This window comes from Comamonas badia DSM 17552 (assembly GCF_000484635.1).
Taxonomy (GTDB): Bacteria; Pseudomonadota; Gammaproteobacteria; order Burkholderiales; family Burkholderiaceae_C; genus Comamonas_C; species Comamonas_C badia.
In genome coordinates this window covers 25,320-50,857 of record NZ_AXVM01000006.1, presented here as the reverse complement: position 1 = coordinate 50,857, position 25,538 = coordinate 25,320, and the positions used below count along the sequence as shown (strand labels likewise).

The window sequence follows — 25,538 nt, the reverse complement described above, 5'->3', positions numbered from 1 at the left end:
CCATGGCGACGAAAAATAAAAAACCGGGGGTGGATTTCACCAAAATCCAGGGGGATTTGCGGCGGCAGTTCCAGAACCTCGATCCCAAGGATCCCTCGCTCTGGCCCCAGCTTCCCAAGGTTCTTCTGTGCATCGCCATCGCGGCCGCGGTGGCGGCGGCCCTCTGGTTTGCCAAGATCAATGAATACCAGGATGAATTGACGACCGAACAGGCGAAGGAGCAGACGCTCAAGGACGATTACCAGAAAAAACTGGTGAAAGCCGTGAGCCTGGATGCGCTCAAGAAACAGCGCGAACAAATCCAGCAATACGTGATTCAGCTCGAAAAACAATTGCCCAGCAAGGCCGAAATGCCGGCACTCCTGTCCGATATCAACCAGGCCGGGCTGGGGCGGAGCCTGCAGTTTGAATTGTTCCGTCCGGGGCAGATCATCACGCGTGATTACTACGCGGAGCTGCCGATTGCCATTCGCGTGACCGGGCGCTACCACGACATGGGTGAATTCGCCTCGGACGTCGCCAAGCTGTCGCGCATCGTGACGCTCAACGATCTGAAAATTGCGCCCGCCGACGCCAAGGAGGCCCCTGGAGGCATGCTGAGAATGGATGCCACGGCGCGCACCTTCCGCTACCTTGATGCCAGCGAGATCGAGGCGCAAAGACAGGCCGCAGCGGCCAAGGACAAGAAAAAATGATGATGCGCCAATCAGCATTTCTTGCACTTGCCTGCGCCGCCGCGGTGCTGACCGGGTGCCAGCCGTCCGGACAGGATGACCTGCGCCAATGGATGGCGGACCTGAAGGCCAACACCAAGCCGCGCGTCAAGCCCCTGAAGGAGCCGATTCAATTCGTGCCCCAGGCGTACGTGGCGGAGAGCGGCACGGACCCGTTCAACCAGCAGAAACTCACCCAGGCCCTGCGCCGCGATTCCCAGGATGTGGCGAGCAACGCGTCGTTGATCGCGCCTGAGCTCGCACGGCGCAAGGAGCCGTTGGAGGCCTATCCGCTGGACACCATCAGGATGGTGGGCAGCATGACCAAGAGCGGCAAGCCAACCGCCTTGGTGACGGTCGATAAATTGCTGTACCAGATTCAGGTGGGCAACTACCTGGGGCAGAACTACGGAAAGATTCTGGCTATTACAGAGACAAACATGCAGATAAGAGAAATTGTCCAGGACCAGACAGGGGATTGGGTGGAGCGCATGACGACGCTTGATTTGCAAGAGGGAACCGGGAGTAAAAAATGATGACGCGTAATGCCCATGTTGTTGCCAGATATTCCCGGGCGGCTGTTGCGGCCTTGGCGCTTGGCTGGGTGGCTGCCAGCGCCCACGCTGCCGGCGCCATCGAATCCGTGACCGGATTTTCGCAAGGGGGCTCGGACGTATTGCGCATCGAGTTGTCCGAGGCTCCGACGCAACTGCCCACCGGCTTCGCCATCCAGAACCCGGCCCGCATCGCGCTGGATTTTGCCGATGTCACGAACGCCATGGGGCGCTCCCTGGTTGAAATCAACCAGGGCAACGTCCGCACGGCCAACGTGGTGCAGGTGGGCAATCGCACGCGCGTGGTGCTCAACCTCAAGCAGGCCACCACCTACCGCTCGGAGGTGCAGGGCAAGACGGTAGTGGTTTCGCTGGAGCCGGTGGCGGGCGCCTCGGCCGCCATGACGCCGGTGGCGGCGCAGGCCGCGGCCGCGCCCGTGGCGGCAACGGCCGATGTGACGGCGCTCAAGGACCTCGATTTCAAGCGCACGGCGGATGGCGCTGGCCGGGTCGTGCTGCAACTGGGCAGCAGCGATGTCGGCGTGGATGTGCAGCAGCATGGCAAGGACCTGGTGCTGGACATTCCGCGCACCACGCTGCCGGAAGGCCTGCGCAGGCGCCTGGATGTCACCGATTTCGGCACGCCGGTGCAGACGATCAGCGCGGCCCAGCAGGGCGAACGGGTGCGCATCACCATCAAGGCCGTGGGCGACTGGGAGCACAGCGCCTACCAGAGCGACCAGCAGTTCGTGGTTGAAGTGCGCACGAAGAAGGTGGATTTGAACAAGCTTGCGCAAGGCCCGAACTACACCGGTGAAAAGCTTTCGCTCAACTTCCAGAACATCGAGGTGCGTTCGCTGCTGCAGGTGATCGCCGACTTCACCAACTTCAACATCGTCACCTCCGACACGGTCACGGGCGCGCTGACCCTGCGCCTGAAGGACGTTCCCTGGGACCAGGCGCTGCAGATCATCATGGATGCCAAGGGCCTGGGCATGCGCAGGACCGGCACGGTGCTGTGGATCGCGCCCAAGGACGAACTCGACGAACGCGAGAAGAAGGACCTGGAGGCGCTCAAGGCCAAGCAGGGGCTGGAGCCGCTGCGCTCGCAATCCTTCCAGCTCAACTACGCCAAGGCGACCGACCTGATGACCCAACTCACCGGGGGCACCCTGCCGGGCGTGAACACGTCGTCTGGGTCCAGCGGCAACAACAACCGCTTCCTCTCCGAGCGCGGCAGCGTGATGGCGGAACCGCGCACGAACCAGCTGTTCGTCACCGACATTCCCAGCAAGCTCGAAGCAGTGGCAAAGCTGATCCAGTCGCTGGATGTGCCGGTGCGCCAGGTGATGATCGAGGCGCGCATCGTCGAGGCGCGCGATACCTTCGGCCGCTCCCTGGGCGTGCGCCTTGGCGGCGGCGACCTGCGGGCGCAGCGGGGCGGCGACGGCGGCTACGGCCTCTTCGGCAACAACCGTGTGGCGCTGGGTACGGATTACGCCAACGCCACCAATTCCGCCGGGTTCGGCGGCCCGGTGAACGTGGGCGGGAATTTCGTCAACCTGCCGGCGTCGCTCTCGGGCATGACGGCTGGCGGCTCCTTCGCGCTGTCCATTTTCAATGCCGCGGCCAACCGCTTCCTTTCCCTGGAACTGTCGGCGATGGAGGCGGACGGCCAGGGCAAGATCATTTCCAGTCCGCGCGTCATCACCGCGGACCAGACGAAGGCGATCATCAAGCAGGGCACGCAAATACCGTACTCGCAGACGGCGCCCAATGGCGCCACGACGGTGGCATTCAAGGATGCCGTGCTGCAGCTGGACGTGGCGCCGCAGATCACGCCGGAAGGGAATGTCATCCTCCAGCTGGACGTGCATAAGGACAGCGTTGGGCAAATGACCGATACCGGCGTTCCGGCCATAGATACCAAGCAGATCACCACGCAGGTACTGGTGGAAAACGGCGGCACCGTGGTCATTGGCGGCATCTTCGAGCTGGAAGAAACCAACCAGGTCAACAAGGTGCCTTTCCTGGGCGATGTGCCGGTCGTCGGCAATCTGTTCAAGAGCACCACCAAAACCGCGGACAAGCGCGAGATGCTGGTCTTCATTACTCCCAAGGTCATTTCCGACCGCGGGCCGGTACGTTGATTCGTGACAGTGGGGAAACCATGAAATTATTGAAAGTTGCAAGCTTGTCTGCGGTCTGCGCAGCGATGTTGACGGCGTGCGGAGGGGGCGGGGGAAGTCCGGGCGAGACCCATGGCGCCTACCAGATCACCCTGCGCGCCGAAAGGACGGAGCTTCCGCTCAATCTGAACAATGCAGGTCCGGGGATCGGGGGGAACGCGCACTACACCACGGTCCTTTACGTGCAGGCGACAGACAATGGCAACCCGATCCCGGGCGGTGAAGACATCTTCGGCTGCAACACGGCGTATGGCCTGTCCTCCGGGCCGTTGTACTACCTCGATGGCAAGGACGAGCATTCCACGGACGTGACCCAGCCTGACGGCAGCGTCGTCAAGGTGCCCAATGCGTACCGATCGATTACCTTGCCCTCCAATGCGGGCGGCGCATCGTTCCACTTCCATGCGCTGGACAAGGCCGGCACGGCCACCATCACCTGCTCGGTGCAGGACCCGCGGGACAAGAAGAACGTCAGCGCCAGCGTCAACATCACCGTGGGCGCCGCCACCGGCAAGGCGGCGAGCATCTTGGTGGAGCAGACCAATCCTGATCTGGGGACGCAGGGCAACACGAACAATATTTCCACCAGCACCGCCATCAATGCGCTCGTGCGCGACGATGCGAACCAGCCGGTGAACGGCGCGACCATGCAGGTGGAAATCGTGGGGGGCACGGCCAGCGCCGGCGCCCGCCTGCTGTACGGGGCGCAGTCCGGCAGCGTGGTGCGCGTTGGCACCACGGCGGGCATGGGGCTGTTCAGCGTTTCCAGCGGCGGCAGCGAAGGTTCCATCCTGCTGCGCATGACGACCGACCGGGCGGATGGCGACGTGGCCAACGGCATCCAGGACCCGATCACCCAGCTCTTCCCGGTAACGGTGTCCAACCAGGTGGCCAGCAGCAATCTGGTGATCTCGGCCGCCACCTTGCCGGAGGCGCCCTATGGGATTTCGTACGCGGCGCTGTTGAGCGCGACCGGCGGCATGCCGCCGTACCAGTGGTCGGTGCTGGGCGGATTGCCGACCGGGCTTACCCTGAGCAGCAATGGCCTGATCTCGGGCACGCCGAGCGGGGCCATGGGTGGAACGTCGAATTTCGTCGTCAGGGTCACGGACAGCCAGGGCAAGACGACCCCCGCCAATATGGCGATCACGGTGGGCGATCCGCCGGCCCCGCCGCCAGCGCCGGAGCCGGTACCAGTGCCGCCCCTGGCGATCGGGGGATGCTCGGGCGCATCCTGCACGCTTCCTCCTGCGGAAGCGAACGTTCCATATACCTATACCTTCTTTGCGACAGGCGGTTCTGGGGGCACGCCGGCGTGGACCTTGATGGGGGCGGCAGTGGCTGGCTTGACCTTGGACGCCGCAAGCGGGACGCTGAATTGGGCCGGCCCAAGTGTGATATGTCCGGGTCCGCGCACCGTGTCAGTCCAATTGACCAGAGGAACTGGCACCGTGATTCAGGCAGTCACGATACCCGTGACCCAGTCCGGAGGCACTGCCTGCCCGTGATCTTCGCACCGATAGCGTGATGCACAACCCCCGGTACGCAGGTACCGGGGGTTTTTTGTCGGCTACGATCCAGCCCTCTCTCCATGCGGAATTTGATCCCGCCCCCGACCGTCATGCCCGATTTCCACGCGTCCGTCCGTATTCCCTTGCACGATCGAAGCTATGACATTGCGATTCTTGGCGCGCTGAGCGGGATCGGTACGGGTATCGCGGCGCCGCCGCCCGGTTCCGCCGCGATGGTCGTCACCAACGACGTCGTGCAGCCGCTGCATGCGCACGCGCTGCTGCAATGGCTGCAGCCGCATTACCGCCAGGTGCATGTCGTGGTGCTGCCCGATGGCGAGGCGCACAAGGACTGGCAGACGCTGAACCTGATCTTCGACGCGCTGCTCACCCACGGCTGCGACCGCAAGACGGTGCTTTACGCGCTGGGCGGCGGTGTGGTGGGCGACATGACGGGCTTTGCCGCCGCCAGCTACATGCGCGGCGTGCCCTTTGTGCAGGTACCCACCACGCTGCTGGCGCAGGTGGATTCCAGCGTGGGCGGCAAGACGGCCATCAACCACCCGCAGGGCAAGAACATGATCGGCGCGTTCTACCAGCCCAGGCTGGTGCTCTGCGACCTCTCCACGCTCGATACGCTGCCGGAGCGCGAGCTGTCAGCCGGCCTGGCAGAGGTGATCAAGTACGGGCCGATCGCCGACATGGCTTTCTTCGCCTGGCTGGAGGAGCACATGGAGGCGGTGCGCGCGCGCGACAAGGCGGCGCTGGCGCAGGTGGTCCGGCGCTGCTGCGAGATCAAGGCCGAGGTGGTGGGGCAGGACGAGCGCGAGGCCGGACTGCGCGCCATTCTCAACTTCGGCCACACCTTCGGCCATGCGATGGAGACCGGCATGGGCTATGGCGTCTGGCTGCATGGCGAGGGGGTGGCGGCGGGCATGGTGATGGCGGCCGAGCTCTCGCGCCGGCTGGGCATGGTCGATGAGCGCTTCGTGCAGCGCCTGCGTGCGCTGCTGGCGCGTGCCGGGTTGCCCACGCGGGGAGCGGTGATTGACCGGCACGACAATGCCGGGCGCTACCTGGAGCTGATGCGCGTGGACAAGAAGGCCGAGGCGGGCGAGATCCGCTTCGTGCTGCTGGCCGGGCCGGGCAAGGCCGTGGTGCGTGCCGCGCCGGATGCGCTGGTGCGCGAAGTCATCGACGCGTGCTGCGCGGGTTGAAAAATATCAATAAGATAGCTGCCTGCGCTTGTCTGTAAAGCGCTGTAGCCTGTTTTCACCATGATTTTTGAACTTGCGCCCTACGCCTGCCATCCCGAGCAGACGCGTGGCAGGCGCCACCCGGTTGCGCCGGACGCCACGCGCAGCGACTACCAGCGCGACCGCGACCGCATCGTGCATTCGTCGGCGTTCCGGCGGCTGGAATACAAGACGCAGGTGTTCGTGAACCACGAGGGTGATCTGTTCCGCACCCGGCTCACGCATTCGCTGGAGGTGGCGCAGCTCGGGCGCTCGATTGCGCGCTCGCTGCGGCTCAACGAAGACCTGGTGGAGGCGATCTGCCTGGCGCACGACTTGGGGCACACGCCGTTTGGCCATGCGGGGCAGGAGGCGCTGAACGGCTGCATGCGCGAGTGGGGCGGCTTCGAGCACAACCTGCAGAGCCTGCGCGTGGTCGATGCGCTCGAAGAGCGCTACCCGGCCTACGACGGGCTGAACCTGAGCTTCGAGGCGCGCGAGGGCATTCTCAAGCACTGTTCGCGCCGCAATGCCGAACGGATCGAAGCGCGCGAGCCGGGCGGCGTGGCGGCGCGCTTTCTGCACGGCGGGCAGCCCAGCCTGGAGGCGCAGCTGTGCAATCTGGTCGATGCCATTGCGTATTGCGCGCACGACGTGGACGATGGCGTGCGCTCCGGCCTGATCATGCTGGCGCAGCTGCGGCAGGTGCCGCTGGTGGCGCGGTGCATGGCGCAGGTGCTGGCGCAGTACCCGCGGCTCGATGAACGGCGCCTGCGCCACGAGACGATTCGGCGCCTGCTGAGCAGCCAGGTCTATGACGTGATCGCCACCACGCGTGCGGCGCTGGATGTGGCGCGGCCGGCGCATGTGCAGGCGGTGCGGCAACTGCCCCGGCTGGTGGCGTTCTCCGGCGACATGCAGGCGCGCATGGGTGAGCTGCGCGAGTTTCTCTTCGGCCAGCTCTACCGCCACCCGCGGGTGGTGCAGACCATGGCGGCGGCGCAGCAGGTGGTGCGCGAGCTGTTCGGCATTTATCAATCGGATGCCGCGCAGATGCCCGCGGCGCAGGCGGCGAAGGCGGCCGGGGCAGGGCCGGCGCGGCACGCGCGCGCGGTGGCGGATTTCATCGCCGGCATGACGGACCGCTACGCGCTGCGCGAGCACGAACGCCTGACCGGGCGCAAACTGCTGGCATGAATTCCCGCGCCGATCCGGGCATCCGCATTGCGCTCATCGTCGTTCTGGCGGGGGTGGCGGCGGCGCTGCACATCGCCAAGCTGCCGCCCGCGGTGCCGGTGCTGCAGCGCGAGCTGGGCATCACGCTGGTGCAGGCGGGTTTTTTGCTGTCGCTGGTGCAGCTGGCATCCATGGGCCTGGGCATCGTCGCCGGGCTCACGGGCGATGGCATCGGGCTCAGGCGCAGCATGCTGATCGGGCTGGCGCTGCTCACGCTGGCGGGGTTTGCCGGCGGTTTTGCGCACACCGTGGGCGTGCTGCTGCTGCTGCGCGCGGTGGAGGGCCTGGGTTTTTTGATGACCACGGTGCCGGCGCCCAGCCTGATTGCGCGCAGCGTCAAATCCACGCAGCGCACGCGCATGCTTGGCGTGTGGGGCAGCTTCATGCCTTTTGGCACGGCGCTGGCGCTGCTGGCCGGGCCGGGCATCATGGGCCTGATCGACTGGAATGGCTGGTGGTGGCTGATTGCATCGGTCTCGCTGGCCATGCTTTTCTGGCTCGCGCGCAGCGTGCCGCACGACCCGCCGCATTTCGCCGGCGGCGGCCCGGCCTGGCGCGCGCGCCTCACGCAGACGCTGGGCGCTCGCGGGCCGTGGCTGGCGGCGCTCACCTTTGCGGTGTATTCGGCGCAGTGGCTCTCGGTCATCGGCTTTCTGCCGGCGCTCTACCAGGCCTCGGGCTGGACGGGCACGCTGGGCGCGGTGCTCACGGCGACGGTGGCGGGCGCCAACATGATCGGCAATATCCTGGCGGGCCGTCTGCTGGCGCGCGGCGTGGCGCCGCAGCGGGTGCTCTGGGGCGCGTTTGGCGCGATGGCGCTGGGCGCCTTTCTGGCGTTTGCCAGCGTGACCGAGCAGGCCCCCGTGCTGCGCTACGGCGGGGCGCTGCTGTTCTCTGCCCTGGGCGGGATGATTCCAGGCGGGCTGTTTGGCCTGGCGCCGCGCCTGGCGCCGAGCGATCAGACGATCTCCACCACCATGGGCTGGATACTGCAGTGGTCCGCCATCGGCCAGTTCATCGGCCCGCCGGTGGTCGCCTGGGTGGCGAGCCAGGCCGGCAACTGGCAGTGGACCTGGGTGATTCTGGGCGGCTGCAGCCTGTGCGGCGCGGTGCTGGCCTGGGCGATCGAGCGGCACCTCAAGCGGGTTGCGGTCTAATTCGGCATGGACCAAGCGCTCGAAGACACCGTGATTGCCGATACCCGCCGCTGGCTGGAGCGGGCGGTGATCGGTCTCAACCTCTGCCCTTTCGCAAAAGGCGTGGAGGCAAAAAATCAGATCCATTTTGCCGTCAGCGGCGCGCAGGACGAGCGCGGCGTGCTCTTGGATTTGCAGCGCGAACTGGAGGCGCTGGCAGAGGTCAATCCAGAGCGGCGCGACACCACGCTGCTGATGCTGCCGTTCGCCTTCCCCGATTTCCTCGCGTTCAATGATTTTCTCGAAGCGGCCGACGACCTCGTCGAGGCCATGGACCTGGCGGGCATCCTGCAGGTGGCGCCGTTTCATCCGCGCTTTCAGTTCGAGGGTACCGGGCCGGAGGACACCAGCAACAACACCAACCGCGCGCCGTATCCCACGCTGCACCTGCTGCGCGAGGAAAGCATCGACCGCGCGGTGGAGCAGTTTCCCGAGGCCGAGGCCATTTTCGAGCGCAACATCGAAGTGGTCGAAAAACTGGGCGCCGAGGGCTGGAAGGCGCTGGACGTGGGCGCGCGCTGCCCGTTGCATGCGGCCGGCGATCAGGATCAGGAGCCGCAATGAGCCAGCGGCGCGCGGGCGCGAGCCCGGAAGCGGCCCGCGCGGCGGTGCTGGCCGAGCTGCGTCCGGGGCAATCGGTGGAGCTGCTGCAGGAACTGCACATCCTCACGCGCGATGCGCTGATGAACCAGGACTCGCGGCGCAAGCTCAAGCAGGTCTACCACCTCTACCAGTTCATTGAACCGCTGCTGCAGGAGCTCGCGCGGGAGGGGCACGCGCCCTTGCTGGCGGACCATGGCGCGGGCAAGTCCTACCTGGGTTTCATCCTCTACGACCTGTTCTTCAAGCCGCTCGCGCGCGGCGAGGTCGTCGGCATCGAATGGCGCGCCGAGCTGGTGCGGCGCTCGCGCGAGCTCGCGGCGCGCCTGGGCTTCACGCGCATGCGCTTTCTGGACATGGCGGTGGCCGACGCCGCCGCGCAGGCCGATCTGCCCGAGCGCTTTGACATCATCACCGCGCTGCACGCCTGCGACAGCGCGACGGACGACGCGATCGACTTTGGCCTGGCCAAACAGGCGCGCTATATGGTGCTGGTGCCCTGCTGCCAGGCCGAGGTGGCCCGGGGCCTGCGGCAAAACAAGGCCTTCAACCTCGCGCGCACGCCGCTGGCCGAGCTCTGGCGCCACCCCATCCACACGCGCGAGATCGGCAGCCAGATCACCAACGTGCTGCGCTGCCTGCGCCTGGAGGCCAGCGGCTACCAGGTGACGGTGACCGAGCTCGTCGGCTGGGAGCACAGCCTGAAGAACGAGCTGATCGTGGCGCGCCATACCGGGCAGAAAAAGCGCAGCGCGCAGGAGCGCCTGGTGGCCATCCTCGATGAGTTCGGCCTGCGCCAGGCGCTGGGCGCGCGCTTCGGGGTGAACGATCCGAGCCATTGATCCGGCTCGATGCAGTCTCGGGTTGTGGGAGCGGCCGCTCCCACAGTCGGTTCAAACTTCAAACGGCTTCGTCACTGGAACGACACCCGCAGGCCGACGGCGATGTTGCGCCCCATGAGCGGCGCGGCGTTCTTGATGAACGAGGTGTGGGCGTAGGCCAGGCGGTTGGTGAGGTTGCTCGCGCGCACATAGAACTGCCACGGCGTGCCATCGCTGAACTGGCTGTTGTAGGTGGCGCCCAGACTGAGCATGCCGTAGCCCGGGGTGGCGGTCTCGAAGTCGGCGATGCGGTTTTGCCGCGCCACCTGCACCCATTCGATCCGCCCGTCCCAGCGCTGCCACGTGGTGTCCAGCCGCACACCGGCGCGTGCGGCCGGAATGCGCGGCAGGTTGCCGCCGGCGCCCAGGCGCGCGCGCACCAGGTCGCCGAACAGCGTCACCCCCAGGTTGCGCGTCAGGCGCTGGCGCACCTGTGCCTCCAGGCCGCGGAAGGTGACGTTCTGCTGGCTGTATTGCAGCAGCTGCAGACCGTCCAGCTCGTCGAGCGTGCGGCCGTAGATGTAGCCCTTGACGCGGTTGTGGAACAGGCTCACGCCAAATGTCGTGTCGCCCGCGGTCTTGCGCAGCGCCAGGTCGATGGATTGCGCCGTCTCGGGCTTCAGGTCGGGGTTGCCGCGCTCGTAGGTGCTGGTGGCCATGTGCAGGCCGTTGGCGTAGAGCTCCTCGGCGGTGGGCATGCGCCGCGCGTGCGTGAGCGAGGTCGAGAGCTGGTAGCCGGGCGTGAATTTCCACACCGCGCCGAGCGATGCCGAGGTGCCGTTGTGCCGGCTGGAGAGGCCGGATTCCAGCGCGTCCACGCTCTGGTGTTCCTGGCGCAGCGCGCCTTCGAAGCGCCATTGCCGCCACTCGTATTGTTCCAGCACGAACAGGCTGGTGCGCCGCGTGGTGGTCGGCTGCACGTAGGCTTCCTCGCCCAGGGCGCTGAAGCGGCGCTCGCTGGTCTGCAGGCCGAACACGCCGCGCCAGCCGCCGATCGACTCTTGCTGCAGTTCGATGCGCAGGTCGCGCGCCTTGTTGCGGAAGGTGGTGGCGATGCTGCCGTCTTCCACTTCATCGTGGCGGTAGCCGGTCACGCCGGCGCGCAGGCGCACGGCGGCGATGCCGGCAAACGGCTGGCGCATCTCGCCGCGCAGGTCCCAGCGGTGGCTGCGCAGGTTCACCACCGGTACGTCGCCGGGCGAGTGCTCTTCCTCGTCGCCGTGGCCATGGTCATCGTGGTCATGGCCGTCATGGTCGTCATGGCCGCCGCAGTGCAGGTGGTCGCCATGGGTATGGCAGTCCTCGTAGGCGTGGTTGTGCCCGGGCAGGCCGTAGCGCGCGGTCTGGCGCGTGTACGCCAGGCCGAGGTAGCCGCGGTCGGCGATCCACGACAGGCCCAGGCTCCCGTCATCGCCGCGGTTGAAGCTGCCGGGCACGCTGTTGCCGCCGCTCCAGCCGCTGCCGACGCGGTAGTCGCCCGCATCGCGCGCCAGGCCCTGCACGTGCACGGCGAACTGGCCCGCGCCGCCGGTGAGCTCGAAGGCGCCGGTCTTCTCGCGCGCCGCCGTGGCGCCGCGCAGCTCGGCGCTGCCTGCGATGCCCTTCTCGGGGAGGGCCGTCGGGATCTTGTTGTCGAGCACGTTGACCACGCCGCCGATGGCGCCGCCGCCGTGGATCAGCGCCGAGGGGCCGCGCAGCACCTCGATCTGGCGCGCCAGCATGGGCTCGACGACGACCGCGTGGTCCGGGCTGACGGAGGAGGCGTCCTGTACCTCCGAGCCGTCGGTGAGTATCTGCACGCGCGGGCCGTCCATGCCGCGGATCACCGGGCGGCTGGCGCCGGCGCCGAAGTGCGTGGCCTGGATGCCGGGTTCGCTGGACAGCGTGTCGCCGAGCGTGGCCTCGCGCCGGCGCACGAGTTCGTCGCCCTCGATCACGCTCACGGGCGTGGCCATGTCGCCGGTGGCCTGCTCCAGGCCGCTGGCCGAAACGGTGACGGGGGGGAGCGCTGCGGGTGCTGCGTCCTGGGCCTGCGCATGGTGCAGGCTGCTGCCGAGCAGCGCGGTGGCAAGCAACGCCAGGCGTAGCTGCGCGGGTGGGGGAAAGGTGTAAGGCATGAAAACGTTCCTGAAATGGCCGTGCCGCGGGTGCAGGCACGGCCCGCTCTGAAACCGGAAGTTCCAAAGCAAAAATCAGCCTCAGCGCTTGCCCAGCAAGCGCTTTCAGCTATCAGAATAGGAATTTCAGGCCCGGGGTGGGGCGCGCGCCAGAAACGGCAGCGCCGCCTGGGCGCGTGGCGTCTGCGCCGCGGGTGCGGGTGGGCACGCGGGTGCTGCGTGCGTGAGGGGCGGCACCCACGCCGCAGCAGGCGCGCCGCCGTGGATGAGCTGGTCGAGCAGCTGGCATTCGGCTGCGTCGTGGCCCAGGAACAGTGCGCTCAGCCCCTTCGCGGCCACCTGGGGCGCGGCCGTGCTGACCGCCACGGGCAGATGCAGCATGCGGTGCATGCCGACCAGCGCCGGGGCCAGCACCAGCGCGAGCGCCAACGCCCACAGCAGGCTGCGGCGGGACGGGCTGGGGCGACGCGATGGGAAGGGCGAGGACATGGCGCTGAACCGCGAAGAATAGCCCAAGTGCGATCAATGGGACAATACGAAGCTTTGCCGCATATCCCATTCGAGGACCCAGACCATGAAGAAATTTGCCTCCGTTGCCCTGTTGAGCCTGGGCGTGCTGCTGGCCGGCTGCTCCAGGCAGGAGAGCGCCGCACCGGCGGCTGCGCCCACACCCGCCGCCGCCGCGCCTGCCGCCGTCACCAAAATTGTCGTCGGCCTGGACGACAACTTCCCGCCCATGGGTTTCCGCGACGAGAAGAACGAGCTGGTGGGCTTTGACATCGACATGGCCAAGGAGGCTTCCAGGCGCCTGGGTCTGGAGGTGGATTTCAAGCCCATCGACTGGAACGCCAAGGAGGCCGAGCTGTCGGGCAAGCGCGTCGATGCGCTGTGGAACGGCCTGACCATCACCGAAGAGCGCAAGCGGAATATTGCCTTCACCGCGCCCTACATGGAAAACCACCAGATCATCGTGGTGCCGGCCGATTCGGCGATCAAGACCAAGGCCGACCTCGCGGGCAAGGTCGTCGGCGCGCAGGAAGGCTCCAGCGCGGTCGATGCGGTCAAGAAGGAGGACGCGGTGTTCAAGTCGTTCAAGGAATTCAAGACCTTCGGCGACAACGTGACCGCGCTGATGGATCTTTCCGCCGGGCGCCTGAACGCCGTGGTGGTCGATGAGGTGGTGGGGCGCTACTACGTGGCCAAGAAGCCGGACCAGTACGCGGTGCTGGATGAGAACTTCGGCACCGAGGAATACGGCGTGGGCCTGCGCAAGGAAGACACCGAGCTGCTGGGCAAGCTCGACAAGGTGCTGGCCGACATGAAGGCCGACGGCGCCGCCGCGAAGATTTCCGAACAGTGGTTCGGCAAGAACATCGTCAAATAAGTCCATTGGCTCTGTCGGCAATTTGCGGGCCGCGTTGCCGACCATTTTCGCCATAGGGCATGGACTATTTCCTCTCGCTTCTGGGGCCGCTCGCGCAGGGCGCGCTGGTCACCCTGAAGCTCTTCTTCATCACGGTGGCGCTGGCGCTGCCGCTGGGCCTGTTCCTGGCGCTGGGGCGGGTGTCGCACCTGCGCCCGCTGGCCGCGGCGGTGAATGGCTACATCTGGCTGATGCGCGGCACGCCGCTGATGCTGCAGATGCTGTTCATCTACTTCGCGCTGCCCTTCGTGCCGGTGGTGGGCGTGCGGCTGCCGGATTTTCCGTCGGCCGTCGTCGCCTTCACGCTCAACTACGGCGCCTATTTCGCCGAGATTTTCCGCGCCGGCATTCTTTCGGTCGATCGCGGCCAGTACGAAGCGGCGCGCGTGCTGGGCATGAACTATCCCCAGACCATGCGCCGCATCGTGCTGCCGCAGATGGTGCGCAACATCCTGCCGCCGCTGTCCAATGAAACCATCACCTTGGTGAAGGACACCTCGCTGATCTACGTGCTGGCGCTCAACGACCTGCTGCGCGCGGCGCGCGGCATCGTGCAGCGGGATTTCACCACCTCGCCCTTCATCGTCGCCGCCGCCTTCTACCTCATCATGACGCTGGTGCTCACCTGGGGCTTTCAACGGCTGGAGCGCCACCATGCCCGCTATGACCAGTGACACCCCGATGATCGCCGCCGAGGGCGTGAAGAAGCGCTTTGGCGCCAACGAGGTGCTGCGCGGCGTGTCGCTGGCGATCGCGCGCGGCGAGGTGGTGGCGCTGATCGGGCCCTCGGGCTCGGGCAAGAGCACCTTTCTGCGCTGCCTGAACCAGCTGGAGACGATGGATGCGGGCGAGGTCCGCATCGCCGGCGAGGTGCTGGCCAGCACCGATGCCCAGGGCCATTGCCGCTACGCGCCCGAGGCCGAGGCCCGGCGCCTGTGCCGCAAGAGCGGCATGGTGTTCCAGCATTTCAACCTGTTCCCGCACCTGACGGTGCTGGAAAACCTGATCGAGGCGCCGATGGTGGTGGCCGGCGTGGCGCGCCCCGAGGCGCTGGCGCGGGCGGAAAAACTGCTGGCCAAGGTGGGCCTGTCCAGCAAGCGCGACAGCTACCCCGCGCGCCTGTCGGGCGGGCAGAAGCAGCGCGTGGCGATCGCGCGCGCGCTCTGCATGGAGCCCGAGATCATGCTGTTCGACGAGCCCACCTCGGCGCTCGACCCCGAGCTGACCGGCGAAGTGCTGCGCACCATGCGCGAGCTGGCCGAGGAGCGCATGACCATGCTGGTCGTCACGCACGAAATGGGCTTCGCGCGCGAGGTGGCGCACACCGTGGCTTTCATGGACGAAGGCGCCCTGGTGGCCAAACGCCCTGCGCGGGAATTTTTTGCCGATCCGGGACACGAGCGTGCGCGGGCCTTCCTCGACCATATGCTGTGAGCCGGCCCGCGCACGGGTGCCGCAGTGCTGCGCCGGGAGGCGGTGGTATTACAGTGCAGCGGCGTATGCCTGTCGATAACCCCTTGCTGGCGCGCTGCTGCCTTGCCGTTTTCTTGCTGCTGAGTGCGCCGCTGCATGCCCAGGGCAGTGCGGAGGTGCTGGGCTGGAACGACGAGCCGCCCGTCGTCATGCGCTGGCTGGATCAGGGTTATGCGGCCGAATTCCGTGGCGACCGTGCTGCGGCGCAGGAGCGCTACTGCGCCGCGGCGCGCGAAGGCAGCCTGGAAGGACAGTACCGCCTGGGGCGGCTGCTGTGGGCGACCGGCGTGCCGGCCGACCATGTGGTGGCGGCCACGCTGCTGGCCCTTGCGGCGCAGCGCGGGCACGAAAAGGCGCGAGTCCTGCTGGCGGGCGAGCCCTCGGGCGACCAGTTGCCGGATTGTCTGAAACCGGACGTCAGCCCGGCAGAACCGGCGCCGGAGGCCGTGGTGCCTGCCGAGGTGGTGGAGCGCTACGTCGCCGGGCTGTCGCCGGCGCAGCGGCGCCAGGCCCGCCTGGTGGAACGCCTGGCACCGCGTTTCGCGGTCGATCCGCGTCTGGCGCTGGCCATCGTGAAGGCGGAATCGAATTTCGACCCATTCGCGCTGTCGGCGCGCAACGCCCAGGGGCTGATGCAGCTGATCCCGGAAACCGCCGAGCGCTACGGTGTGCGCGACGCCTGGAACGCGGAACAGAATGCGCGCGGCGGGCTGGCGCATCTGCGCTGGCTGCTGCAGCGCTTCGAGGGGGACATAGCCCTCGTGGCCGCGGCCTACAACGCCGGCGAAGGTGCGGTGAAGCAGTATGGCGGGGTGCCGCCGTTTGCCGAGACGCGCGCGTATGTCAAGCGCGTACTCGGGTTCTATCGGGCCAGCCACCATGTGGCGCCGGACACGCGGGCAGTGGCCGGCAGGCGCCCCTGAAAACGGGCGCCACCACGCCCATCAGCTGAAAAAGCTGCGCTTGAGGCGTTCCGTCCAGCTCTCGGTGGAAGGCGAATGCTTGGCGCCGCCCTTCTTCAGCGATTCTTCCAGCTCGCGCAGCAGCTTGCGCTGGTATTCGGTGAGCTTGACCGGCGTCTCGACCACGATGTGGCAGTACAGGTCGCCCGGGTAGCTGGCGCGTATGCCCTTGATGCCCTTGCCGCGCAGGCGAAACTGCTTGCCCGCCTGCGTGCCCTCGGGAATGTCGATGGCGGCCTTGCCCACCAGCGTCGGCACCTCGATCTCGCCGCCCAGCGCGGCGGTGATGAAACTTACCGGCACCTCGCAGTGCAGGTCGTCGCCGTCACGCTCGAAGATGTCGTGCTTCCTGGTGCGGATTTCGATGTACAGATCGCCCGGCGGGCCGCCATTGGTGCCGGGCTCGCCATTGCCGGTGGAGCGGATGCGCATGCCGTCGTCGATGCCGGCCGGAATCTTCACCTCCAGCGTCTTCTGGGTCTTGACCTTGCCCTGGCCGTGGCAGGTGGCGCAGGGCTCGGCAATGATCTTGCCGGTGCCGCGGCAATGCGGGCAGGTCTGCTGCACGCTGAAGAAGCCCTGGCGCATCTGCACCACGCCCGAGCCGTTGCAGGTGCCGCAGGTCTTGGGGCTGGTGCCGGGCTTGGCGCCGCTGCCGTGGCAGGTGTCGCAGTTGTCCCAGCTCGGGATGCGGATCTGCGCATCCTTGCCGCTGGCCGCTTCCTCCAGCGTGATTTCCATGGCGTAGGAAAGATCGCTGCCGCGGTAGACCTGCCGCCCGCCGCGCTGACCGCCGCGCTGGCCGCCGAACATGTCGCCGAAGATGTCGCCAAACGCCTCGGCAAAGCCGCCGAAACCCTCCGCTCCTGCCCCCGGTCCGCGCATGTTGGGGTCCACCCCGGCATGCCCGTACTGGTCGTAGGCGGCGCGCTTCTGGCCGTCGGAGAGCATCTCGTAGGCCTCCTTGGCCTCCTTGAATTTCTCTTCGGCGCTCTTGGCGGCATCCCCCTGGTTGCGGTCCGGGTGGTACTTCATCGCCAGCTTGCGATAAGCCTTCTTGATCTCGTCCTCGCCGGCGTTCTTGGGAACGCCCAGGATTTCGTAGTAGTCGCGTTTGGTGGCCATGGGTCAGATCTTCAATTCACAGCGTCGGTAGCAGTGTGTGCCCTTCATCAGCGCAAAAGGCGGCAAGGCACGGATGCCTGCCGCCTTGAGGCGTTTTCGGTGTCGCTCAGCCCTTCTTGACTTCCTTGACCTCGGCGTCCACCACGTTGTCGTCCGCAGCCGCCGAGGCCTGCGGCTGCTCCGCCCCGGGCGTTGCGCCTGCTGCACCTGCGGCTTGTGCTGCCGCTGCCGCATCGGCGTACATCTTCTCGCCGAGCTTCTGGCTGGCGCTCATCAGGGCGTTGGTCTTTTCCTCGATCGCGGACTTGTCCTCGCCCTTGAGCGCGGCTTCCAGATCCTTGACCGCGGCCTCGATCGCTTCCTTCTCGCCCGCATCCAGCTTGTCGCCGTGTTCGGTCAGGGCCTTTTGCGTGCTGTGCACCGCGGCTTCGCCGGCGTTGCGCGCCTGCACCAGTTCCAGCTTCTTGTGGTCCTCGGCGGCATTGATCTCGGCGTCCTTCACCATCTTCTGGATTTCTTCCTCGGACAGGCCCGAAGACGCCTTGATGGTGATCTTGTTTTCCTTGCCCGTGCCCTTGTCCTTGGCGCCCACATGCAGGATGCCGTTGGCGTCGATGTCGAAGCTCACCTCGATCTGCGGCGTGCCGCGCGTCGCGGGCGGAATGCCTTCAAGATTGAATTCACCCAGAGCCTTGTTGGCAGCGGCGATTTCGCGCTCGCCCTGAAACACCTTGATCGTCACCGCCGGCTGGTTGTCCTCGGCGGTGGAGAAGGTCTGCGCGAACTTGGTCGGGATGGTCGTGTTCTTGGCGATCATCTTGGTCATCACGCCGCCCAGGGTCTCGATGCCCAGCGACAGCGGCGTCACGTCCAGCAGCAGCACGTCCTTGCGGTCGCCCGAGAGCACCTGGCCCTGCACGGCGGCACCGACGGCCACGGCTTCATCCGGGTTCACGTCCTTGCGCGGTTCCTTGCCGAAGAATTCCTTGACCGTGTCCTGCACCTTGGGCATGCGCGTCATGCCGCCGACCAGGATCACGTCGTTGATGTCGCCCACGGCGATGCCCGCATCCTTGATGGCGGTGCGGCAGGGCGCGATGGTGCGCTCGATCAGGTCCTCGACCAGCGATTCGAGCTTGGCGCGCGTGAGCTTGATGTTCAGGTGCTTGGGGCCCGACGCATCGGCCGTGATGTAGGGCAGGTTGATGTCGGTCTGCGCGCTGTTGGACAGCTCGATCTTGGCCTTTTCCGCCGCTTCCTTCAGGCGCTGCAGGGCCAGCACGTCGGCCTTCAGGTCAACACCCTGGTCCTTCTTGAACTCGCCGATGATGTAGTCGATGATGCGCTGGTCGAAATCCTCGCCGCCGAGGAAGGTATCGCCGTTGGTGGCCAGCACCTCGAACTGCTTCTCGCCGTCGACATCGGCGATCTCGATGATGGAGACGTCGAACGTGCCGCCGCCCAGGTCATAGACGACGATCTTGCGGTCGCCCTTGCCCTGCTTGTCCAGGCCAAAGGCCAGGGCCGCGGCGGTGGGCTCGTTGATGATGCGCTTGACTTCCAGTCCGGCGATGCGGCCGGCGTCCTTGGTGGCCTGGCGCTGGCTGTCGTTGAAATAGGCCGGCACCGTGATCACGGCCTCCGTCACCGGCTCGCCCAGGTAGTCCTCGGCGGTCTTCTTCATCTTGCGCAGGGTCTCGGCGCTGATTTGCGGCGGTGCCAGCTTCTGGTCGCGCACCTGCACCCAGGCGTCGCCGTTGTCGGCCTTGATGATGGAAAACGGCGCCAGGCCCAGGTCTTTCTGGACTTCCTTGTCTTCGTACTTGCGCCCGATCAGGCGTTTGACGGCGTAGATCGTGTTCTTGGGGTTGGTGACGGCCTGGCGCTTGGCCGAGGCGCCGACGAGGATTTCGCCGTCATCCTGGTAGGCGACGATGGACGGCGTGGTGCGCGCGCCCTCGCTGTTTTCGATCACGCGCGTGGCGTTGCCTTCCATGATCGCCACGCACGAGTTGGTCGTGCCCAGGTCGATGCCGATGATTTTTCCCATGTTGTTCTCCGCGAATGGTGGTGGATTCAGATAGGCCGCAAATGGTGGAGGTATCCGGGGTTTTCAAGATGACGCGCCATGCGGCGCATGACTTCGCTGCACATCAATGACGGCGCTGGCGCGCCATGACGCGGAACGCCCGTCGTTGGTCATTGGGTCGCGCAGCGATGCAGTCATGCGCCGAAGGCGCGGTCATTTCGGTCATTTGGACGCTGCCACGGTGACCAGCGCCGGGCGCAGCACCCGGTCGAAAATCAGGTAGCCCTTCTGCAGCACCGTGACCACGGTGTTGGCGTCCTGGGCGGAAGGCACCATGCTGATCGCCTGGTGCTGGTGCGGGTCGAATTTGTCGCCCGCGGCCGGGTTGATGACCGTCACCTTGTTGCGCTCCAGGGCCGAGATCAGCTGGCGCAGCGTTGCGGTGCTGCCTTCGCGCAGTTGTTCGGCGGTGGCGTTTTCCAGCGCCAGGGCGGCGTCCAGGCTGTCGCAGACGGCGAGCAGGTTTTCGGCAAAGCCCTCGATGCCGAACTTGCGTGCCTTGGCGATGTCCTCCTCGGCGCGCCGGCGCGCGTTATCGGCCTCGGCCTTGGCGCGCAGGTATTGATCGGCCAATTCGGCGCTCTTGGCCTTGAGCTCGGCCAATTCGGCCTGCAGGCGGGCGATTTCATCCAAGGTATCGGCACCCATCGTGGATGCCAGGTCTTCGCCGGTTGGCTCGGCGGCAGAGGGCTGTGGCGTGGTGTGGTTGGGCATGTCTGGAAATACGGATGACGAATGACAAACGCTGTCCATGTGGGGTTGGCAGGCAGCGATTCAAGGCCGCTTTGCGACACGGCATGGCGCATCGCACAAAGCCAAGTAGTGTACGCGCGCCTGTTTCATTCGTATAATTGCCGGTTTTCCTTGCCACACCGCCGGGCGTATTCACAAGGTGTATTTGTGCCTTGGCGCCCAATCGAGACGCAGCGGGTGGCTTTCAACCACAAGGAGGTTGCATGCGTCATTACGAAATCATTTTGCTGATCCATCCGGACCAGAGCGAGCAGGTTCCGGCCATGCTCGAGCGCTACAAGGGCATGATCACCGCAGGCGGTGGCCAGGTGCACCGCGTGGAAGACTGGGGCCGCCGCCAGCTGGCCTACATGATCAGCAAGCTGGCCAAGGCGCATTACCTGTGCCTGAACATCGAGGCCGATCAGGCCGTGATGGCCGAGCTGGAGCACGCGTTCAAATTCAACGACGCCGTGCTGCGCCACCTGACGGTGCAGAAGAAGAAGGCGGAGACCACTGCCTCGACGATGATGAAGACTGTGGAGCGCGAGGAAGCGCGCAAGGCCAGCCAGGCCGAGGCCGTCGAGCGCTGAGCGCCGGCCGGTGCCATCCACGGGAGATGTGAACACGCCCAAAAATACGCCCAACAGCCTGACCCTGAGCGCCCGCGTTGCAGAGCTGCAACCCCTGCGCTACACCCCGGCGGGTTTGCCGGCACTGGATGTGACGCTTGAGCACATGTCGGTGCAGCAGGAAGCCGGAGGCGAGCGGCAGGCGGTCTTGAGGCTGAAGGCCGTGGCCTTTGGCACGCAGGCCGAGCGGCTTGGGCGCCAGGCCCTGGAAAGCCTCTGGACTTTCCAGGGCTTCCTGGCCCAGGGGCGCAATGGCAAGGGCGTGGTGTTTCACATCCAGCAGTTTCAACCGCAATAGTTTTCAGAAGGTTTTGACCATGTTCAGGAAATTCAACAAGAATGGCAAGAACGGCAAGCGCAACACGCAATCGCTGCTGTTCAAGCGCAAGCGCTTCTGCCGCTTCACCGTCGCTGGCGTCAAGGAAATCGATTACAAGGATATCGACACGCTGCGCGATTTCATCGCCGAAAACGGCAAGATCATTCCCGCCCGCCTGACCGGCACGCGTGCGATCTACCAGCGCCAGCTCAACACCGCCATCAAGCGCGCGCGCTTCCTGGCCCTGCTGCCCTACAGCGATCAGCACAAGATTTAAGGAGCACATCCCATGCAAGTCATCCTGCTCGACAAGGTGGTCAACCTCGGTGTGCTTGGCGATATCGTCAAGGTCAAGGACGGTTACGCCCGCAATTACCTGATCCCCACCGGCCGTGCGCACCGTGCCACCGCTGCCGCCAAGGCGCAATTCGAGGCCCGGCGCGCCGAACTGGAGAAGGCCGCCACCGACAAGCTGGCCCAGGCCCAGGCGCATGCGGAGCAACTGGCCAGCGCCACGCTCAAGCTGACGCAGAAGGCCGGCGTTGATGGCCGCCTGTTCGGTTCGGTCACCAACTTCGACATCGCCGAGGAACTGCACCGCCAGGGCGTGAAGGTGCACAAGGCGCAGATCCACATGCCCAATGGTCCGATCAAGACCGTGGGCGAGAGCACCGTCATCGTGGTGCTGCACACCGACGTGTCGGTGGAGCTGCCCGTGACGGTGTACGGCGAAACCGCCTGACCGGGGGGGCGCCTCAGGCCCCGCTGCAAGAAAGCCGCCTTCGGGCGGCTTTTGCTTTGGCTGGCAATCGCCGCCGGTTCAGTGCCCGGCGCTCAGTTCCGCCAAGTCGCGCTCCAGCAGCCTGGGGTCGCCCAATTGCAATTCGATCAGGCGGCGCAGATGGGTGACGCTATCGATATCCACGCTCAGGCAGGAGACGCCTATCTGCTGCCCTTGCAGGTGCGCGACCTGCACGGTCATCGCAATGTATTCCCGAGGCGCCAGCGGCACGGTGAGCTCGCAGCGCTGGCCGGTCTGCAGCGCAGCGGTGTCGGTGGCCTGCAGCAGTGCGCCCTTGAGCGAGAGATCCAGCACGCGCACCGCCACGGCCTGGCCGGGCCAGCGCAACTGGCCAGGGCTATCGAACTGGACGCGGACGAAGTGGCGGCGCTCGTGGGGCATGGGGTTCCTTCTGGCGGACGGGTGAGCGATGCTAACGCCTGAACACCGGTCCGCAAACCTGCCAGGCACGCAGCCTGGATTGTCGTGCACAGCTTTGCCTGTGCTTGTGCACCTGTTGTCCACAGACTTGTGCGATGACGTTCCAAGGGGAGCCCGCTAGGATGTTCCCCTTGGTTTTGGATGGATGGGTTTTTGCATGTCTGCCGTGATTTCGTCGCCGCTGGAAACGTTTTTGCCCAGTGGCTTTGTGGACCAGGATGTGGCGCAGCTGCGCGTGCCGCCGCACTCGATCGAAGCTGAATCGAGCGTGCTGGGCGGCCTGCTGCTGGACAACCTTGCGTGGGACCGCGTGAGCGATCTGCTCAAGGAGGGTGATTTTTACCGCCATGAGCACCAGCAGATTTATGCGGCGGTGAGCACGCTGGTCGGCGCGGGCAAGCCGGCCGACGTGATCACGGTGTACGAGCGCCTGCAAAGCATTGGCCGCGCCGAGGAAACGGGCGGCCTGGCCTACCTCAACAGCCTGGCGCAGTACGTGCCCAGCGCGAGCAACATCCGCCGCTACGCCGAGATCGTGCGCGAGCGCGCGATCCTGCGCAAGCTGGTGAGCGCCAGCGACGAGATTGCCACCAACGCCTTCAACCCGCAGGGCCGGCCGGTGAGCGGCATCCTGGATGAGGCTGAGCAAAAAATCTTTGCCATCGGCGAGGAAGGCTCGCGCATGAAGCAGGGCTTCCAGACCATGGAATCGCTGGTGGTGACGCTGCTCGATCGCGTGCAGGAGATGGTCGACAACCCGGTGGACGTGACCGGCGTGCCCACGGGCTTCATCGACCTGGACCGCATGACCTCCGGCCTGCAGGCGGGCGACCTGATCGTGCTGGCGGCGCGCCCGTCGATGGGCAAGACGTCGCTCGCGGTGAACATCGCCGAGCATGTGGCGCTCAACGAGGGCCTGCCGGTAGCGGTCTTCTCGATGGAAATGGGCGCCGCGCAGCTGGCAGTGCGCATCGTCGGCTCGATAGGGCGCATCCACCAGGGGCATCTGCGCACCGGCAAGCTGACCGACGAGGAATGGCCGCGGCTGACGGAAGCCATCGAGCGGCTGCGCAACGTCTCGCTGCACATCGACGAAACGCCGGGGCTGACGCCCGCCGAGCTGCGCGCCAATGCCCGGCGCCTGGCGCGCCAGTGCGGCAAGCTCGGGCTGATCGTGGTGGATTACCTGCAGCTGATGAGCGGCTCGGGCGGCTCCCAAGGCGAAAACCGCGCGACCGAACTGGGCGAAATCTCGCGTGGCCTGAAGATGCTGGCCAAGGAACTGCAATGCCCGGTGATTGCGCTCTCGCAGCTCAACCGCAGCGTGGAGACGCGCACCGACAAGCGCCCGATGATGAGCGACCTGCGCGAATCCGGTGCGATCGAGCAGGACGCGGACATCATCATGTTCATCTACCGCGACGACTACTACAACAAGGAAAGCAAGGAGCCCAACGTCTCCGAGATCATCATCGGCAAGCAGCGCAACGGCCCCACGGGCACCGTCAAGCTCTACTTCCAGAAGGACCAGACGCGTTTTGAAAACCTTGCCGTGGATGGAGGCGACGACTTTTGAGTTTCAAATTTGATAGCCGCTGGCACTTCATGGAAGCGCATCGAAGCCTGTTTTTGCTTGTATTTCCATGACCGATTCATGCGCGTACCTGCAGGCCGTCCTGCCATCCCTGGGACTGGACCTCGCGCGCTGCGCAGGGGTCGATCTGACGGTCCGTGCGCCGCGTGATGGCGCCCTGCTGGCGTCGCTCCAGGTTGCCACCACGGAGAAGGTGCAGGCAGCGGTCGCCGAGGCCCACAGCGCGTCGCAGGCATGGCGCGAGGTCCCGGCCCCCGTGCGCGGCGAGCTGGTGCGCCGCCTGGGCGAGCTGCTGCGCCGCCACAAGGCGGCCCTGGGCGAGCTGGTGTCGCTGGAGGCGGGCAAGATCGCCTCCGAAGGCCAGGGCGAGGTGCAGGAGATGATCGATATCTGCGACTTCGCAGTCGGCCTCTCACGCCAGCTGCACGGCCTGACCATTGCGAGCGAGCGTCCCGGCCACCGCATGATGGAAGCCTGGCATCCCATGGGCGTGGCGGGCATCATCTCGGCCTTCAATTTTCCGGTGGCGGTCTGGTCGTGGAACGCGGCGCTGGCCCTGGTCTGCGGCAATGCCATCGTCTGGAAGCCCTCGGAGAAGACGCCGCTCACGGCGCTGGCCTGCCAGGGTCTGCTGCGCCAGGCCATGGCCGCATGCAATGCCGACAGGCCGGGTACCGTGCCCGGGGGGCTGAGCCAGGTCCTGGTCGGCGGGCGCGAGGTGGGCGAGGCGCTGGCCGCCAGCGCGCAGGTAGCGGTGCTCAGCGCAACGGGCTCGGTGCGCATGGGCCGCCAGGTGGCGGTGAAGGTGGCGGAGCGCTTTGGCCGGTCGATTCTGGAGCTGGGCGGCAACAACGCGATGATCGTCACGCCGGCGGCCGATCTGGAACTGGCGGCGCGCGCCATCACCTTTGCTGCCGTCGGTACCGCAGGCCAGCGCTGCACCACGCTGCGGCGCCTGATCGTGCATGCCTCGGTGGCTGACGCGCTGCTGGCGCGGCTTCAGACGATCTACACCCGCATCGCCGTGGGCGATCCGCTGCAGGAAGGCACGCTCGTCGGTCCGCTGATCGACCGCGCTGCGTTCGATGCGATGCAGCAGGCGCTGGAACAGGCACGCGCCGAAGGCGGCAGCGTCACGGGCGGCGAGCGGGTGTGCGAGGCGCTGGGCGCGGATGCCTGGTACGTGCGTCCGGCGCTGGTGCGCATGCCCGCGCAGACGCCTGTCGTGGCGCAGGAAACCTTCGCGCCCATCCTCTACGTGCTGCGCTACGACGCTGGACTGGAGGAGGCCATTGCGCTGCAGAACGCGGTGCCGCAGGGATTGTCATCGGCCATCTTCACGCAGGACCTCGGCGAGGCAGAGCGCTTCATGGCCGCATCGGGCAGCGACTGCGGCATCGCCAACGTGAACATCGGCACCTCGGGCGCGGAGATCGGCGGTGCCTTCGGCGGCGAGAAGGAAACCGGCGGCGGGCGCGAATCGGGCTCGGACGCCTGGAAGAGCTATATGCGCCGAGCGACCAACACCATCAATTACAGCGGTGCGCTGCCGCTGGCGCAGGGCGTGCGCTTTGATACGGGTTTGCCTTCAGTCGTCTAACTTCGTTGGTTCGCCTTGCCGTGCGCCAGCACTGTCTTCGGCTTCCCGCCTCGTTATCCGACCGAAGGCAAACCCGTAGGATCTGTGATTTGCAATGAAAAATGGCTGCAACGCATGATGGACAAGCGCTTGCAG

General features: G+C 66.2%; 25 protein-coding genes. 19 read left to right on the top strand and 6 right to left on the bottom strand.

What is annotated here, in order from left to right; all coding sequences use genetic code 11:
• Positions 1-2: 2 nt before the first annotated feature.
• From K320_RS0113225 to K320_RS0113185, 9 genes are all read left to right on the top strand, one after another.
• Positions 3-695 (top strand): type IV pilus inner membrane component PilO, encoded by a 693-nt coding sequence (locus K320_RS0113225; RefSeq protein ID WP_024539316.1) that lies wholly within the window; start codon positions 3-5, stop codon positions 693-695.
• On the top strand, positions 695-1,249 hold the full coding sequence (locus K320_RS0113220) for a pilus assembly protein PilP (protein WP_024539315.1): 555 nt from the start codon (positions 695-697) through the stop codon (positions 1,247-1,249). The genes K320_RS0113225 and K320_RS0113220 overlap by 1 nt, the downstream gene beginning before the upstream one ends.
• Positions 1,249-3,417, top strand: a complete 2,169-nt coding sequence (pilQ, locus tag K320_RS0113215; protein WP_084301273.1) for a type IV pilus secretin PilQ — start codon at positions 1,249-1,251, stop codon at positions 3,415-3,417. The genes K320_RS0113220 and pilQ overlap by 1 nt, the downstream gene beginning before the upstream one ends.
• 20 nt (positions 3,418-3,437) lie before the next feature.
• Complete coding sequence (locus K320_RS0113210; RefSeq protein ID WP_024539313.1) at positions 3,438-4,964, top strand: Ig domain-containing protein; 1,527 nt, start codon at positions 3,438-3,440, stop codon at positions 4,962-4,964.
• A 113-nt stretch (positions 4,965-5,077) separates the two neighbouring features.
• Positions 5,078-6,184 carry a 3-dehydroquinate synthase gene (gene aroB, locus K320_RS0113205; protein WP_024539312.1) on the top strand — a complete coding sequence of 369 codons (1,107 nt, stop codon included), beginning with the start codon at positions 5,078-5,080 and terminating at the stop codon, positions 6,182-6,184.
• Between the two features lie 60 nt (positions 6,185-6,244).
• Positions 6,245-7,399 (top strand): deoxyguanosinetriphosphate triphosphohydrolase, encoded by a 1,155-nt coding sequence (locus K320_RS0113200; protein ID WP_029696135.1) that lies wholly within the window; start codon positions 6,245-6,247, stop codon positions 7,397-7,399.
• On the top strand, positions 7,396-8,595 hold the full coding sequence (locus tag K320_RS0113195) for an MFS transporter (protein ID WP_024539310.1): 1,200 nt from the start codon (positions 7,396-7,398) through the stop codon (positions 8,593-8,595). Before K320_RS0113200 ends, K320_RS0113195 begins: the two co-directional genes overlap by 4 nt.
• 6 nt (positions 8,596-8,601) lie before the next feature.
• A complete protein-coding gene (locus K320_RS0113190; RefSeq protein ID WP_024539309.1) occupies positions 8,602-9,198 on the top strand; it encodes a DUF1415 domain-containing protein in 597 nt (198 codons plus the stop codon).
• A complete protein-coding gene (locus tag K320_RS0113185; protein ID WP_024539308.1) occupies positions 9,195-10,076 on the top strand; it encodes a class I SAM-dependent methyltransferase in 882 nt (293 codons plus the stop codon). Before K320_RS0113190 ends, K320_RS0113185 begins: the two co-directional genes overlap by 4 nt.
• 71 nt (positions 10,077-10,147) lie before the next feature.
• Here the strand turns inward: K320_RS0113185 and K320_RS0113180 are convergent, their stop codons facing one another.
• Both K320_RS0113180 and K320_RS0113175 read right to left on the bottom strand, forming a co-directional pair.
• Positions 10,148-12,232 (bottom strand): TonB-dependent receptor domain-containing protein, encoded by a 2,085-nt coding sequence (locus tag K320_RS0113180; RefSeq protein ID WP_051384923.1) that lies wholly within the window; start codon positions 12,230-12,232, stop codon positions 10,148-10,150.
• A 126-nt stretch (positions 12,233-12,358) separates the two neighbouring features.
• On the bottom strand, positions 12,359-12,721 hold the full coding sequence (locus K320_RS0113175; RefSeq protein ID WP_051384922.1) for a hypothetical protein: 363 nt from the start codon (positions 12,719-12,721) through the stop codon (positions 12,359-12,361).
• 85 nt (positions 12,722-12,806) lie between these two features.
• Here K320_RS0113175 and K320_RS0113170 point away from each other — a divergent pair, with 85 nt between their 5' ends.
• The 4 genes from K320_RS0113170 to K320_RS18190 all read left to right on the top strand — a co-directional run bounded on the left by K320_RS0113170 (position 12,807) and on the right by K320_RS18190 (position 16,051).
• Positions 12,807-13,616: an amino acid ABC transporter substrate-binding protein gene (locus K320_RS0113170; RefSeq protein WP_024539305.1), complete on the top strand. Its 810-nt coding sequence runs from the start codon at positions 12,807-12,809 to the stop codon at positions 13,614-13,616.
• 59 nt (positions 13,617-13,675) lie between these two features.
• On the top strand, positions 13,676-14,329 hold the full coding sequence (locus tag K320_RS0113165; RefSeq protein ID WP_024539304.1) for an amino acid ABC transporter permease: 654 nt from the start codon (positions 13,676-13,678) through the stop codon (positions 14,327-14,329).
• Positions 14,310-15,089: an amino acid ABC transporter ATP-binding protein gene (locus tag K320_RS0113160; RefSeq protein WP_024539303.1), complete on the top strand. Its 780-nt coding sequence runs from the start codon at positions 14,310-14,312 to the stop codon at positions 15,087-15,089. The genes K320_RS0113165 and K320_RS0113160 overlap by 20 nt, the downstream gene beginning before the upstream one ends.
• Positions 15,090-15,154: 65 nt before the next feature.
• Positions 15,155-16,051, top strand: coding sequence for a lytic transglycosylase domain-containing protein (locus K320_RS18190; protein WP_051384921.1), 897 nt, complete (start codon positions 15,155-15,157; stop codon positions 16,049-16,051).
• A 21-nt stretch (positions 16,052-16,072) separates the two neighbouring features.
• On the opposite strand, the gene dnaJ is transcribed toward K320_RS18190, so the two are convergent.
• The 3 genes from dnaJ to grpE all read right to left on the bottom strand — a co-directional run bounded on the left by dnaJ (position 16,073) and on the right by grpE (position 20,018).
• Entirely contained in the window at positions 16,073-17,215 is a 1,143-nt protein-coding gene (gene dnaJ, locus K320_RS0113150; RefSeq protein WP_024539301.1) for a molecular chaperone DnaJ, read from the bottom strand.
• A 106-nt stretch (positions 17,216-17,321) separates the two neighbouring features.
• The gene (dnaK, locus tag K320_RS0113145; protein ID WP_024539300.1) at positions 17,322-19,265 is read right to left on the bottom strand and encodes a molecular chaperone DnaK; all 1,944 of its coding nucleotides are present in this window, start codon (positions 19,263-19,265) and stop codon (positions 17,322-17,324) included.
• 201 nt (positions 19,266-19,466) lie between these two features.
• On the bottom strand, positions 19,467-20,018 hold the full coding sequence (grpE, locus tag K320_RS0113140) for a nucleotide exchange factor GrpE (RefSeq protein WP_024539299.1): 552 nt from the start codon (positions 20,016-20,018) through the stop codon (positions 19,467-19,469).
• Between the two features lie 242 nt (positions 20,019-20,260).
• Here grpE and rpsF point away from each other — a divergent pair, with 242 nt between their 5' ends.
• Genes rpsF through rplI form a run of 4 tightly spaced genes read left to right on the top strand, consistent with a single transcriptional unit; the run spans position 20,261 to position 21,729 of the window.
• Positions 20,261-20,629, top strand: coding sequence for a 30S ribosomal protein S6 (rpsF, locus tag K320_RS0113135; RefSeq protein ID WP_024539298.1), 369 nt, complete (start codon positions 20,261-20,263; stop codon positions 20,627-20,629).
• 28 nt (positions 20,630-20,657) lie between these two features.
• The gene (gene priB / locus K320_RS0113130; RefSeq protein ID WP_034343503.1) at positions 20,658-20,966 is read left to right on the top strand and encodes a primosomal replication protein N; all 309 of its coding nucleotides are present in this window, start codon (positions 20,658-20,660) and stop codon (positions 20,964-20,966) included.
• Between the two features lie 13 nt (positions 20,967-20,979).
• Positions 20,980-21,264: a 30S ribosomal protein S18 gene (rpsR, locus tag K320_RS0113125; RefSeq protein ID WP_156913980.1), complete on the top strand. Its 285-nt coding sequence runs from the start codon at positions 20,980-20,982 to the stop codon at positions 21,262-21,264.
• 12 nt (positions 21,265-21,276) lie between these two features.
• Complete coding sequence (rplI, locus tag K320_RS0113120) at positions 21,277-21,729, top strand: 50S ribosomal protein L9 (protein ID WP_024539297.1); 453 nt, start codon at positions 21,277-21,279, stop codon at positions 21,727-21,729.
• A gap of 78 nt (positions 21,730-21,807) precedes the next feature.
• Here rplI and K320_RS0113115 read toward each other — a convergent pair whose 3' ends face one another.
• Positions 21,808-22,170, bottom strand: a complete 363-nt coding sequence (locus K320_RS0113115; protein WP_024539296.1) for a PilZ domain-containing protein — start codon at positions 22,168-22,170, stop codon at positions 21,808-21,810.
• Between the two features lie 196 nt (positions 22,171-22,366).
• Between K320_RS0113115 and dnaB the strand changes: the two genes are divergently transcribed.
• Both dnaB and amaB read left to right on the top strand, forming a co-directional pair.
• On the top strand, positions 22,367-23,785 hold the full coding sequence (gene dnaB, locus K320_RS0113110) for a replicative DNA helicase (protein ID WP_024539295.1): 1,419 nt from the start codon (positions 22,367-22,369) through the stop codon (positions 23,783-23,785).
• A 67-nt stretch (positions 23,786-23,852) separates the two neighbouring features.
• Positions 23,853-25,403 (top strand): L-piperidine-6-carboxylate dehydrogenase, encoded by a 1,551-nt coding sequence (amaB, locus tag K320_RS0113105; RefSeq protein WP_024539294.1) that lies wholly within the window; start codon positions 23,853-23,855, stop codon positions 25,401-25,403.
• The last annotated feature ends 135 nt before the right edge of the window (positions 25,404-25,538 follow it).

Excerpts from the sequence above, each read along its gene's own strand:
- rplI (WP_024539297.1), top strand. The coding sequence starts at position 21,277 with ATGCAAGTCATCCTGCTCGACAAGGTGGTCAACCTCGGTGTGCTTGGC.
- dnaB (WP_024539295.1), top strand. The coding sequence starts at position 22,367 with ATGTCTGCCGTGATTTCGTCGCCGCTGGAAACGTTTTTGCCCAGTGGC.
- K320_RS0113175 (WP_051384922.1), bottom strand. The coding sequence starts at position 12,721 with ATGTCCTCGCCCTTCCCATCGCGTCGCCCCAGCCCGTCCCGCCGCAGC.
- K320_RS0113185 (WP_024539308.1), top strand. The coding sequence starts at position 9,195 with ATGAGCCAGCGGCGCGCGGGCGCGAGCCCGGAAGCGGCCCGCGCGGCG.
- K320_RS0113225 (WP_024539316.1), top strand. The coding sequence starts at position 3 with ATGGCGACGAAAAATAAAAAACCGGGGGTGGATTTCACCAAAATCCAG.
- K320_RS0113190 (WP_024539309.1), top strand. The coding sequence starts at position 8,602 with ATGGACCAAGCGCTCGAAGACACCGTGATTGCCGATACCCGCCGCTGG.
- K320_RS0113180 (WP_051384923.1), bottom strand. The coding sequence starts at position 12,232 with ATGCCTTACACCTTTCCCCCACCCGCGCAGCTACGCCTGGCGTTGCTT.
- K320_RS0113170 (WP_024539305.1), top strand. The coding sequence starts at position 12,807 with ATGAAGAAATTTGCCTCCGTTGCCCTGTTGAGCCTGGGCGTGCTGCTG.
- pilQ (WP_084301273.1), top strand. The coding sequence starts at position 1,249 with ATGACGCGTAATGCCCATGTTGTTGCCAGATATTCCCGGGCGGCTGTT.
- K320_RS0113200 (WP_029696135.1), top strand. The coding sequence starts at position 6,245 with ATGATTTTTGAACTTGCGCCCTACGCCTGCCATCCCGAGCAGACGCGT.
- K320_RS0113160 (WP_024539303.1), top strand. The coding sequence starts at position 14,310 with ATGCCCGCTATGACCAGTGACACCCCGATGATCGCCGCCGAGGGCGTG.
- grpE (WP_024539299.1), bottom strand. The coding sequence starts at position 20,018 with ATGCCCAACCACACCACGCCACAGCCCTCTGCCGCCGAGCCAACCGGC.
- K320_RS0113115 (WP_024539296.1), bottom strand. The coding sequence starts at position 22,170 with ATGCCCCACGAGCGCCGCCACTTCGTCCGCGTCCAGTTCGATAGCCCT.
- dnaJ (WP_024539301.1), bottom strand. The coding sequence starts at position 17,215 with ATGGCCACCAAACGCGACTACTACGAAATCCTGGGCGTTCCCAAGAAC.
- K320_RS18190 (WP_051384921.1), top strand. The coding sequence starts at position 15,155 with ATGCCTGTCGATAACCCCTTGCTGGCGCGCTGCTGCCTTGCCGTTTTC.
- K320_RS0113195 (WP_024539310.1), top strand. The coding sequence starts at position 7,396 with ATGAATTCCCGCGCCGATCCGGGCATCCGCATTGCGCTCATCGTCGTT.
- dnaK (WP_024539300.1), bottom strand. The coding sequence starts at position 19,265 with ATGGGAAAAATCATCGGCATCGACCTGGGCACGACCAACTCGTGCGTG.
- rpsF (WP_024539298.1), top strand. The coding sequence starts at position 20,261 with ATGCGTCATTACGAAATCATTTTGCTGATCCATCCGGACCAGAGCGAG.
- K320_RS0113210 (WP_024539313.1), top strand. The coding sequence starts at position 3,438 with ATGAAATTATTGAAAGTTGCAAGCTTGTCTGCGGTCTGCGCAGCGATG.
- amaB (WP_024539294.1), top strand. The coding sequence starts at position 23,853 with ATGACCGATTCATGCGCGTACCTGCAGGCCGTCCTGCCATCCCTGGGA.
- K320_RS0113220 (WP_024539315.1), top strand. The coding sequence starts at position 695 with ATGATGCGCCAATCAGCATTTCTTGCACTTGCCTGCGCCGCCGCGGTG.
- aroB (WP_024539312.1), top strand. The coding sequence starts at position 5,078 with ATGCCCGATTTCCACGCGTCCGTCCGTATTCCCTTGCACGATCGAAGC.
- K320_RS0113165 (WP_024539304.1), top strand. The coding sequence starts at position 13,676 with ATGGACTATTTCCTCTCGCTTCTGGGGCCGCTCGCGCAGGGCGCGCTG.